The organism is Coprococcus sp. AF16-5, from assembly GCF_003479365.1.
GTDB lineage: Bacteria > Bacillota > Clostridia > Lachnospirales > Lachnospiraceae > Coprococcus > Coprococcus aceti.
Genome location: NZ_QUGZ01000001.1, coordinates 56,409 through 69,140, shown reverse-complemented (window position 1 = coordinate 69,140; position 12,732 = coordinate 56,409). Strand labels below are relative to the sequence as shown.

Sequence of the window (12,732 nt, the reverse complement as noted above, 5' to 3'; positions counted from 1 at the left end):
ATATAGGAATATCTACAACAGTAGAAATTATTTAAGGTTACTCAACGTCTGCAAACACTTTTGTTTTCTTCCGCTATCTACAACAGTAGAAATTATTTAAGGTTACTCAACTTTCATTCATGCCTGGGAAGATGCGGATCTACAACAGTAGAAATTATTTAAGGTTACTCAACGCCGCTATCAACCCTATACTGCCATCATCTACAACAGTAGAAATTATTTAAGGTTACTCAACTCCAAATTGGTGTTTGTGCACAATTTTTTTGTTTTATAACCACTATATACAGTCTTTTTTTGTTTGTTATGTTCATATCTGTTGAGTAACCCCTTAATTTTTTCTCAGAAAGACTGAGGTTTGCATTACTGAATAACTATAAAATTCTTCTCGTCATTCTTGGCATAACCAAATCTTAACACCTCACAACTCGATGACATCTTAAATATAATGACACTGTCCTCTTGTGTGAAGTTTTTTTCAAATCTATTAGTTATATCAGTAACTATGTTATCTATTATACGCTGACTGTTATCAATTTCAAATACTGAATATTGTAATCTATGTCCAAACCTGGATAAATATTTGGAAAATTTTGTTCTCAATTTATCATCTGATATATCATAACTCACAACGATCATATATACGCCTCCCCTGTTGAACATTATCACTTCTAATGTAATTCAAAAGTCGGTAATTGTTCCACACTTTTCCTTTTCATAAAAAATCTATAGTACCTTTGTATATATAAGAAGATATCATCCTTATAATCAAGTATTGCCGCCATGATAAACTGTATATACGACGCATTGTTTTTCATTTTCAAACACCATCTGGTACCATACAATTCAAAATCATCCATTTTACATTGACCTAGATTTATCGCCTTTCTTATTGCATAATCCACGATTGGTCTCATTGGTTCCATTAAATCACATACCAGTGATTTTCTCATATAAAAACACCTGTGAAAAACTCCATAATATGTGTCAAATCCATATACCTGAAGCATCGCATCTACGATATTAAAAAGCATAGTATATCCAATATCTAGTGTAACATTTAAGTAATCACTCTTTATACGAGGTTTTCTGCCATTCCAGGATACATTATCAAACATTCTTGGGAAATATACTTTTGCAGCATTTCCCTCTATTCCCATAACACACAAATAATCCATATCACTATCCAAGGAATTGGCAAGATTATCCAATATTGATATTCCTTCATTTAGATAATCATTCCTATTTCTTATCTTCTTTAAGGCCACAGACTGATTTGCTATCTTGTTCTTTTCAATCATCGTACCTATTTCCTTGCCGTTATACTTATATTGATTTGTTCTTAACAGCGTATTACCCTCCATTCTGGCTCCCATAACTTCATAAACCTTAAAGCTTGTAGTCATTAGGCATATTGAAAACCCGAATTTCTTACTTCGCTGTATAAGCCCACTAGTTATAGATACATTTCCAACTATGCAAAGCATGAATAGTCTGTAACAAGTGGACTGATATTTTATCTTGCCATTTTTATCTTTTACTACAATGTTATCATTGGAAAATGTAAGTTTATCCCCATCCTTGGGAATCAAAAAAATAATTTGTTTCTTACTAAAGTCATTTGCATTCAGCACTTTCAGTCACCTCTACTCGCCGACCTATCGCATGCACCTTCATATATACAATTTGCACATTTCTGAGAATTTTCTTGTACAAACTTATCCATATCAAAAGCTCTCATATCCGAAATCAACTGTTCAAACCTATTCTTCATATCTTTATCATTTTCAGGTAGATCAATATTATAATTTTTATTATCATCTATGCTGTGGATTCGTAATGAATCCACAGCATATCCCATATCTATCATTGAATAATACTGTCCGTACAACTGAAATATATATCCATCATAGATTCTGCTAACATGCTTCTTCCTCTCCACAAGCATCTTTTTTCTCGAATCATACATATCTATTCTTCCAACCAAACGATATTTATCCGAGTACACATCCAAACCTGTGACAATATCTTTTCTTGTTGAGTATTTCCCCATATCAACAGATTCATGAGCTTTAGTTCCATTTAGCTGTGACTTTGTTTGAAACGTAAGTACATCAGCCCCTCCATAAAGCCCATGAAAATATATTGACACAGGACAAAATATAAAATCATTAAGATTCGATATCAATATTATATCATCCATTCACTAGAACCTTCTGTTCTGTATAAAATCAAACCAATTGTAATTAGTGATTGCTAACAGTTTCCTATCGAACTTCTCGCCTTCCTTCCAGTATTTCTTTACTGCCAACACATCATATAAGCCCTTTAGAGCAATGCAATACGCTCCATTTGCATCAGCATCCTTAGGAAGCTCTGTTCCATCTGCACGAATATAACTATCAGTAGTGAAGAATACTCCTTCTTCATCCATAACCGGAGATATGATTTTATCATACTCTTTTTCTGTCCCATCATACTTTTCAGACTTACTGTTACGAAGCTGAACTGTAAATCTAATAATATCAAACAATTCACCTACAAACTTTTTCTGTATAGGAGATTCCAACTCATTGATATCCCCAATCAAGTTATGACCATCTGCATATTCTATATCCGTATCTTCAAACAGTTTCCTTATTCTTGCTTCAATATCTATAATCTCGTCTTTCCAGCCATAAGATCCACGTTCCTTTTTGATTCGATCACCATGAATAAATATAGTCCAGCTAGTTTTTGCAAGAGTTGTATGGTGAGTCCTAAAATTGCCATAATCAAATGCAATCTCAAACTTATTCCTAGGTGCATCATACCTTATACAATCAAGCTTATTGATAAAGTCAAGTCTGGCTTCAGCATTGGAATAAGCCTTGAAGTCAAACACATCCACAAATCCCGTCACAGGGTCTATCTTTGACGTATACGCTGCCGGAACATAAAAGATAATGCCACACTGGCTGCCCAGCTCGCCCAAATTATCAGGTACATAAGTGAGCTGATAACCCTTGAGCAATCCTCCAGGTTCATCTACTGCACGGCTCTTATCTACCAAATATGCCAGCTTATTTATCAACATAGTCTCAAACTTCTGGTAAACCTGACGTTCAACTTTGAAACGACCTCTCTTAAATCCATAATTCAGATCCTCCATAACTATGATAGCATTATACTTCAATACGAGTTTCGATATCTCATGGATAACCTGTGACAGATAACCCTCTTTTATCTCCTTTATCTTTCCTATTTCCTTCCAACTCTTTCTAGCTTCATTTCTATAGTGTTCCTTATTCACAAGTTTACCCCTGTAATCATGTCGTCTAATTACATTTTTAGATGATTCGTAATTTTCAACTATATTAAATGACTTCTGCTCAACAATTCTGCCCCTACTATCAATCACCGATACATATAGAAGATTTCTCTCTCCCCTATCTATTCCGATCACATGAAGATCATCATTTTCTGCTATGAATTTTAAGACTTTTTCATTCACGTTATTCCTGTTATCAGCTTTGAAATTGATCGTAATAGGCATATGAATAAAAAACTTATCTTCTGTATATCTACGATCCTTAACTATATCCATGGTGGCTGCGTAGTGTGATACTTTATCCTTATACTTGGAGGCTTCCTCCGAGAGCTGTCCTACACCACCCTCTGACCAATACTTTACCAGTTCTAGGTAACATTGATCAGGCACAGACTCAATGACCTCAATTTCACCTTGACCATTCTCAGTTTTTTCTGTTGTTTTGTATGTTTTATTGACTAGTACCGAGCCCTTCTTATGACCTCTTTTATGCTGAATACTTGACTTTCGGAAGAACAATTCGGCCTCACCATTGAGCTTTATGACAACGTCACTAAGATTCTCCTCACTGAATATATTCTTCAGATATAGTGTATGTAGATTCTGCATTCCCTTACTATTCGGAGCGAAGTCTTTATTGTATATCTGAAATAAATATATCTGACCATCTCGGTCCATCTGGTTAATATCATCTTCGCTAATATAGGACCATTCTATCTTATATCCCTGTCTCTCTACATCCTTGTAAAACTCTGATATATCATTGTAGGTTTCTGTAGCAGCAAATTTAAAATTAAAGATCTGGTAGTTTGGATAGGAATCAATGCATTCTTTATAATAGTCAATCAGTTTACGACAAAACTCCAAATCAAAATTCGGCGATGATTTTAGATGTTTATTCTGGTTATATCCATACATTATTTCATCTGGTATTCCATGCGATTTTTTCCAAGCGTTTGAGCTAATGAATACATGTGGCAATGTCTTACTTGCTCCTGGGAGCAGATAATAATTCATCTTCTTATAGTCTGTATCACTTCTACGCCTGTCCTCTCCTGCCATAATATCTTTTGAAGGTTTATTGCCAACATTTAAAATTGCCAGGTATATCTTTTCATCGCGCAAGAGAACAACGACATTGTTGTCAAACTCCTTCGACTTTGACCATCCATTTGCAAGAGTTGGGGAGCCGAAATTTAGCTTTATCTTATCCTGACTATATGGTTTCTGCGTAACGTAATTCCTCACTTTATTATAAAGAGGTACTATATCAGACAAATCGTAATATATCTCATCAAGCTCCGAATAGAACTCCATATCCCTATCAACCAACTCGTCAATCATAAAATCCTTGGCCCAATGATAGATACTCATGTAAGTATCAAGATACTCCTTTATCTCATTTATCATATGCTCATTCTGAATCATCTTGACTGAATCATCCATGTCAAAGGTTTTATAATTAAAATCAACTAATATCTCTGTTATTCCTGCAACATACTCTGTTGCCTCATGTTCCAGACACATTCCATCCATTTTATAATACATATCCACAAGTTTCTTCAAATCAAGCAAACTACAACTCTTTATTTTTTTAATTTCTGTTTGTATCTTTACATCTTTTTTGTCATCTTTACCGCGAACAGCGCCAGAAAAATAATTATACATGCTTGAGGCAATCACATCCCACTTATGATCTATGTATTTAGATACGCTTTCAAAAGCTTTAGAGGATACATATATTCTTTCCATATCATATCCCGTAACCTCCTGACTTAAAGTTCTAAGTCGATCCAAAATATCTTTTTCTTCGAGAATAGTACTAAAAGAATTGATCGCATCTATAACCTCCCCATCAGTCTGGAACCCAATGGGAATCTCGAACCCCGATTCCGATCGACACAAAATCTGTTTGTGTAATCTCTCCATTTTGAACTTTGATCTGGATATCTTTTTGTTCTGGCAATATTGATTCATATGTTGATTGATGACGCCACATATATTGTTATACCGATCAATATCCTTCTGACATATAAACTCACCGTAACAAGCTCCTGTGAATACATCCTCCAGTGACATATTCTGCAAGTAAGCACAAGCATCTTCCGCAATTCCTGCTACCTCATCACCAGCAATCTCTGCAATTCGATTAAAAGCAGTTATATTATCTAGGTGAATTCTAGCATTAACATTGACAATCCTGTGAGGAATTGCTGATGCAATATTCTTGTCAGAAAAAACGTTTTTTCGACTGGCCCAAAAGTCAATAAAATAACCCGAAAATCCATAAAACACTTTTACAGCCTCTATTCTCGAAGCTGCATCGCCATATTTATCAACAATATACTCTGGCAAGATCTTACTTATCATATCTGCTTTTAGCATATCCTTGTATATAGGATCCGAAGAGAAGATCTTCCCTATTTCTTTACGGGTAGACTCCTGTATTTTATCCAATTCCTTTGAAACCTTATTACTCTTATCCAGCTTAGCCTTCTTCATTATATCGAATAGTTGTTCCCAATTTATCCCCTGTAAAGCATCTAGCTTTCGATTAATGAAATCACGGTAAAAATCGTCCATCATTTCCTTTACGATATACTGGTTTTCGGCCTTAACCGCATCTTCTGCGATGATTGCACACTCTTTTATATGTTTCCCGGTGTACTCACTTCCCACTCTAAGTTCATTGCGTAAAGTTTTACTCACTGAGTTGCCTCCAATGAATGGTTCAAACGAATTATCCATATTATTGCCCATAGTTTCTACCTCTCTTTCGCGTAATTTTGTTTTTATGTTATTCAGATCATAACACATCTTGTGTGCAATATCAATTTAAGTATAAATGTAATTTTTGTTTTTTTCAAGTGAAAGAAAAACGCGATATATCGCGTCATCTTTTTACATTTATACTATCTACAAAAGTAGAAATTATAATGAGTTTTACCATTCGTGTATCGTACCAAAACTCACAATACATTCTACTTTCATAATTACATATATGTCAATCAATACTTTGCGCAATATGTCAATTTTTGACCACCCATTCCAGCACCCCCCAAAAAAATCAACAACATTTACTCATGTTGAACCTTCTGTTTTTTTAACAGATCATCCAAGCGCAGTAACATTTTCAGCAGATTTCCATTTTCGACCTCCGCTGCAATATTACCATCACAAAAACGCTCACCCATTTGAATCCATGTGAGCCTTGTATTAATCTGTTTTACGGACATCTCACTAGGCACTATTCTTCGTGGTTGCTTCTCCATATTGGTTGTAAAATGTCTGTCTGGCTTCATCAAATTGAATACCTGCCAAAGTTCCTCAGGATAAACAGGAAATGCCAAATGAATTACTCCATCTTTTGATGGTGGTGTATTCCACTCGATTTTTCGTATTTTACACAACATTTCTATACACTTCCACAGCAATTCTTTATCTATTGATGCTAATAATGAGTCATCTGGATTATCAAACATAACGCGATATATTTCCTGTCCCACAGCAAGCATTGAATCATCTAATACAGCAAAGTAAACCTCCATATCCACTAAGGAATCAAGAGAATCGGCAACTGCTCTTAGTGCCACCTGCCATGCTTCTTTCTTGGGGTATCCATATATACCGGATGATATCAGAGGAAATCCTATAGATTTACATCCATTATCCTGTGCCAAAAGCAATGCTGTTTGATAACATTTCCGAAGTAATTGTTCTTCATCATGATTACCACCATGCCATTGAGGTCCAACAGCATGAATAATATATTTAGCTTTCAACCGAAATCCGGGAGTAATGACAGCACTTCCCGTGTCACAATGACCTATCTTCTTACAAGCATCCGTCAATTCATCATATCCGGCTTCTTTAAAGATAGCACCACATACTCCGCCACCTGCCCATAATCCTTCATTTGCAGCATTGACCACGCAATCAACATCTAACTCCGTTATTCCTGTTTTTACAATATGTATGTGTTCCATATAGGCTGACCTTCCTTCCATATTTAAGGTTCCAATCGTGAAAGATCCACATGATTACCTGAATTGATCATTTCCGGTGCCACATTCTCGATGTTATTTATCTATTGGTCTTGTGAATTTGCACTTCGGATATGCGCTACATCCCCAGAACGCGCCATATTTGCCATTTCGCTTCACAAGATCACTACCACAAAACGGACACTTTGTCTTAATATTTTCAATATGCTGTTTCTTTTCAGCAGTGCTCTTATTGGTCAGATTTGTCAGCTTGTCCTTCATCGCCACTATCTCATTATGAGTGTACTTAACTGGCATACTGTCAATCTGAGAACGTAACCTTTTGAGCATATGTGGTCTACGCACTATTATAACATCCGATGTATCTGGCGGTACTTTCTTCAATGTGCACCTCTCAGAAAATACTATGTACGACATAAATTCTGACACTGGCTTTCCCAGATATTCTGCCAACGCCTTTATATGTGTCCTGTTCTGCTTTATTGGATTATAAAACTTATGTTTCTCCCCATTCGGAAAGCTCTGTGTCCAGTTCAACTGATTGCAATCGCCAAATATCCACCCGCTGTAATTCTTACTCTCTATTACAAATATGCCCTTCTCGTGGATCATAAGCATATCTATTTCCGTAGTCTTGTTGCCTGTCGGAACATAAACATTCTTGAGGACAACAAGATCACCAGCTATGTTGTCATGTGTAAGTGCATATTCTGTTAAATACTCACCGTACTGCCCTACATTTCTGTAATGCAGGAGTGAGGTTATTATGCCTGGCTGTTCACCTTTTAGTATTTCAAATAATCCCATACAATTCTCTTTCTTGTCTATTATACAATTATGCTTTTTCTTCTACCTATCCATCAGTTGTAAACTCAATGCTCTAGTATATCCTATTTGTTTTTCAAACATTATATCCCATAAATCCAGACACTTTTCTGCGATTTTTTTATATGTTTCTGATTTACAGCCGACCGTTTCATCATATAAAGTAAGCACTAATCTTGAAATATGCCCAACTATACCATAGGATGCATCTTTATTACCATCTACTCTATTTAAACAATTCTGACATAAAGTAATTATTATTTCCCCATAAGCTTTCAAAGAACCTATCGAGCTATCTAAATAAGTAATAAATGAATTTAACAACAATTCACTAACATTAGATTTCATTATTTCTATCAAAAATTCTGAATCAGACTCTAAATCAAGCATATTATCTCTAAATATATTCCACATAGGATAACTAATCTGATCACTAAACCTTATATATCTCAAAATGATTTCTTTACTTTTGTTTCTATATTCCGGCACATTTAAATAACATACTGCCATATGAACGATTGCATTTTTTTGATTTTTGTTCATCATTTTGATATTAATTATAGTATCTTTAAATTCATCTTTTGTAATATAAAGCTCACCTATAGCATATCCACCAATTTCAATTAATCTTTTATCTTGAGACATAAAACAAGTGTTTATAATTTGAAGTACATCTTGTGGATATTCGTTATACATTTGAAGAAGATAATTTCTTGAATACATTACTCCAACCATTCGAATATCTAATTTAAATAAATTAATCATCCTTTCTTCTGCCCACTGTCTATCGAAATAATTTATTTGGTACAATAACGGAAAGCACGAAAACTGCACAATTTTATTATTATCTTTAATCATTCTATCTATTAAATCCTTACTTTGGGAAAGTAATAAATTATTTTTTGATAACAAATTTGCTAATGCATTTATTGCATATCCACTTGCACAATTTATAGATTTAGATAATAACTCCTCACTACTTTCTTGAGCTGTATCTATGATTTTTTCATAATCTGATGCAATTTCGAACAACTGTCTAACTGTATTTTTTGACCACGAATTAAGCTCCACCTTTCTAATAATCTCACAAAACGGAAATGCTATATCTGGATTCTCATAATATGGAAATCTTGAGAAAAGTTTCTCCCATACAGTTACATCAACATCATTAATACTTTCAGCCATTGATGCACCATAGAATAAGGAATTAATATATATTTTATCAATTTTCTCCTTTTTCACTGAAAGCACCATATTTATTATATCTACTATATTAGATGATACCGCCGCCTGAAAATCTCTAGCGTATAGTTCTAGTGAACTTTCTATGAATCCCCCCTCAACTTCTTTCCACTGTATGTTCTTCCTGTTTTCTCTATTCACAATTCGGGTATTAGTTATAATCTGTTTCCATTGTGTCACCCCTAGTTTTTTACCACATACCGGTGACTTCACCCATCCAGCATGTCCATTTTCTTTATTATATAAATATATTACACCATTGAACTTTCTATCTAGGACACTTACCAATTCTCTACAATAATTATCCAATAGGTTATATGGAATACACTTTAACAAGCTATATTGAAATTCCCCATAAAAACTCCAATATACAGATTCGTCTTTATGTCTTCTATTATACTCAATTCTTTGTTTATACCTCTCTTTTCCTGTTGATGGAATATACTTTATTAAAGCATTAAGGAACTCATTTCGTCTCAATTTATCGCAACTAGATATGTGAACTTCTAATATTCTTCTGGCTAATACTAGTTGATCCTTCTCACTACTTGTATAATCAAATATCCTTCTTTCAAAATCTCTAGTAATATATTCTATAACTTTATTACTATAATTTTCAGGTAAATAGGAAAGGAAATGCAAAATTATCTCATTAAAAACCAAATAATTCTTCCCCATATATCTCTCATAATAACGCCATACAAAATCTGGATTTTTTGAAATGAGTGCAACATTTGCCTTTTTAATTAATTCAACAGCTACCCTCTCTATGCTCTTATTATATAAACCATTTCCATTCCAACTGCTATACTTTATCCTTATATCATCTTCTAATGGAATATATGGAATCAATTCTTCTAGTATCTTTTCGCCATTTTGCACCAACATTTTATCAGTTACATCCACAAACTCTTCTTCATATTTATAAATTATTTTTTCCGATGATGACATATGGTTTTTCAATAACAAAGTTATTAACATTATCATCCTAATCTGACACTGTTTCATTAAATTATATACATTTATATAAAACTCTTGAATCCAATTAGGATATTTATTATAAAATTTCAATCTTAATTTGAACAATTCGTCAGATTCAGATTCAATATTATGATAAAAACATTGCTTAAACCTTTCATCATCCTCAACATTAACAAATGCATGTTTTTCTATAAATTCTACATATCTATCATCTAAGTCGACACTTATTGAATCTAATAATCTAATCACTATATCCTTAAGATTGTCATCATAAAACCATTTTTCCAATATTCCATTTTTAAGTAATATATCTACATAAGTTTTTCTCCCTAAAATAACATTATCTATCAACGTATTTCTTTTCGTGGAATCCATGCAGTTTTTTATAACATATTCTTCTATTACCTCATCCGTTTCTGATACCTGTCCTAATAACTCAAAAAAGACATACTTTACATAATATCGTACTTCTGAAGATTTCAACATTTCTTCCCCTGCATCTAAGAATACTGAAGAATCATATTCCAACCAGTATTGTAGAAACATCTGCACTTGATATCTTCTAACAGGAGTCTGTTTACTTTTATCCCCTATTATCTGCTCAATATTATTATTAATATAAAAATCTTTTATCATTTTTTTGGAAATAAAAAAATCCAAGATAGATTGATGAACAAATCCAATTTTGTTCCCATTTACAACAACTAAATCAGAATGCTCTAAATATGACAAACCTATTTGACTAACATTTAGTACTGCTTTTGGAATATAACTTTCCCCATTTCTATCTAGGACACTTATAATGCTCTCTAATGTTTCTGTTATATTCTTATCTTCAAGCCCTGAATTGTTTGCGTTATTAAGAATCTGTTTATACCATTCATCTATCAAATTATATGTTGTATTACATTTTTTACATATATTATCCGTATCCAAATGTTGCCAGATAAAAAGATTACTTGGTATGCGCAATATATTTCTCAGCTTCTTATCCAAAAAAATATATTTTTCTCCAACTATATTTTGTACCGTCTCATCATCTATATTTCCAATACATACTTGTTCCCATTTTTCTGAATTGCCATCTTCATTTTCAAACAAATTCTTGATATTATTATCATTTTTCAAATCAAAATCTCTACATACAAATACTGTTACTATTTTATGTTTTCTATTAGCATTAAGAATTTTTATCTGTTTTATTATTTCAATACATATTGATAATGGTTCAGCAGAATTTGACTGAGTCCATCTCAAAGAATCCAATTGATCAAAAATTAAAACAGCTTTGCTTTCTAATGATATCCGATGAAGAGAATACTCTACCGTACAAGGTAATCCCAATTTTTTTGCCCATTCTTTACTATTCTCTCTTGGCATTTTTCTATCAAGTTTTATCGCTAAATGCGGAATATTGGTCTCTTCACAATAATTCAATATCGACTCTGTACAGCCACTTTTGCCATATCCAGCCCCTCCCGAAATAACAAATGAAGTTTCATTTTCTATAAACTCTTTACATTTAGCGAATTCTTTACGATTGATAAGGCCTCCATTTAACGTTTTAAAACTCTCACGGTATTCTTGATTTAATAATTTTATCCGTGGATAAATCATATTATCTGAATTAATCCCACTTAATGTTATCCCTTTCTTATCAAATATTTTATGTAAAACCTCAACCGTTATATTCTGACCACATATGTCACCATCTATAATATATCTAGTTAATGCGTCTCTAACTGTCTCGCGATCATTAGTAAATAAAAAGCTAATTTTCTGATTTATTAACTCATTAAGATCATACTCTGACATTTGTTCAATATTTATCCGTTTCAGATAATCTATACTTTTATACAAATCCATTTCATTCGAAGTATCCAATTTCATATATGTGCAAAACGAATAATATGATTTTTTAAACTCAGTGCTTGAATTTTTTATTTGATAATCTATATAATCCCTTGGATTTTCACTGGTATTTATTGCTCGCAAATGTAAATCAACTATATGACTACACCCTATCGCACTCATCAATGAAACTTTTCTATTACAATCTCTATCAAGTTGAAACTTCCAATTTTGCAATATTCCTCTTAAATTCAAATCTGAAACAGTCCAATACTCCATACTTGAATTTCTGGCTTTGCACTGTTTATGTATTTTTATTCCGTTATTATCAGTAACAAGAATATCCGTAGCAATTTCATCATCACCTAAAGCTTCTATTACCACACTACTATTTTCTTCACTGACTATCTTCAACAACTCATATGTAATACATGATATTTCATACCTATTTCCCTGTTTATCTGCTCTTCCACCCGATTCTAATGGCATTTATCTGATCTCCTACATAAAATTCACTTATCA

General features: G+C 33.2%; 7 protein-coding genes and 1 CRISPR repeat array (1 of these 8 cut by a window edge). All 7 genes read right to left on the bottom strand.

Annotation, left to right across the window (positions count from 1 at the left end):
- Nucleotides 1-235: direct repeats of the CRISPR family, unit length 36 nt; unit sequence ATCTACAACAGTAGAAATTATTTAAGGTTACTCAAC; it reaches 1,243 nt to the left of the window's first position.
- Between the two features lie 125 nt (nucleotides 236-360).
- The 7 genes from cas2 to DWW70_RS00205 all read right to left on the bottom strand — a co-directional run bounded on the left by cas2 (nucleotide 361) and on the right by DWW70_RS00205 (nucleotide 12,699).
- On the bottom strand, nucleotides 361-636 hold the full coding sequence (gene cas2 / locus DWW70_RS00235) for a CRISPR-associated endonuclease Cas2 (RefSeq protein ID WP_055224176.1): 276 nt from the start codon (nucleotides 634-636) through the stop codon (nucleotides 361-363).
- A 32-nt stretch (nucleotides 637-668) separates the two neighbouring features.
- The gene (gene cas1, locus DWW70_RS00230) at nucleotides 669-1,631 is read right to left on the bottom strand and encodes a type V CRISPR-associated endonuclease Cas1 (RefSeq protein WP_158576497.1); all 963 of its coding nucleotides are present in this window, start codon (nucleotides 1,629-1,631) and stop codon (nucleotides 669-671) included.
- A 2-nt stretch (nucleotides 1,632-1,633) separates the two neighbouring features.
- Nucleotides 1,634-2,200 (bottom strand): type V CRISPR-associated protein Cas4, encoded by a 567-nt coding sequence (cas4, locus tag DWW70_RS00225; protein ID WP_118649061.1) that lies wholly within the window; start codon nucleotides 2,198-2,200, stop codon nucleotides 1,634-1,636.
- 3 nt (nucleotides 2,201-2,203) lie between these two features.
- Entirely contained in the window at nucleotides 2,204-6,067 is a 3,864-nt protein-coding gene (gene cas12a, locus DWW70_RS00220; RefSeq protein WP_158576496.1) for a type V CRISPR-associated protein Cas12a/Cpf1, read from the bottom strand.
- Nucleotides 6,068-6,384: 317 nt separating this feature from the next.
- Nucleotides 6,385-7,293: a macro domain-containing protein gene (locus DWW70_RS00215; protein ID WP_118649059.1), complete on the bottom strand. Its 909-nt coding sequence runs from the start codon at nucleotides 7,291-7,293 to the stop codon at nucleotides 6,385-6,387.
- A 93-nt stretch (nucleotides 7,294-7,386) separates the two neighbouring features.
- Nucleotides 7,387-8,118: a nuclease-related domain-containing protein gene (locus DWW70_RS00210; protein ID WP_118649058.1), complete on the bottom strand. Its 732-nt coding sequence runs from the start codon at nucleotides 8,116-8,118 to the stop codon at nucleotides 7,387-7,389.
- A gap of 42 nt (nucleotides 8,119-8,160) precedes the next feature.
- Nucleotides 8,161-12,699, bottom strand: coding sequence for a hypothetical protein (locus tag DWW70_RS00205; protein ID WP_118649057.1), 4,539 nt, complete (start codon nucleotides 12,697-12,699; stop codon nucleotides 8,161-8,163).
- Nucleotides 12,700-12,732: the final 33 nt, after the last annotated feature.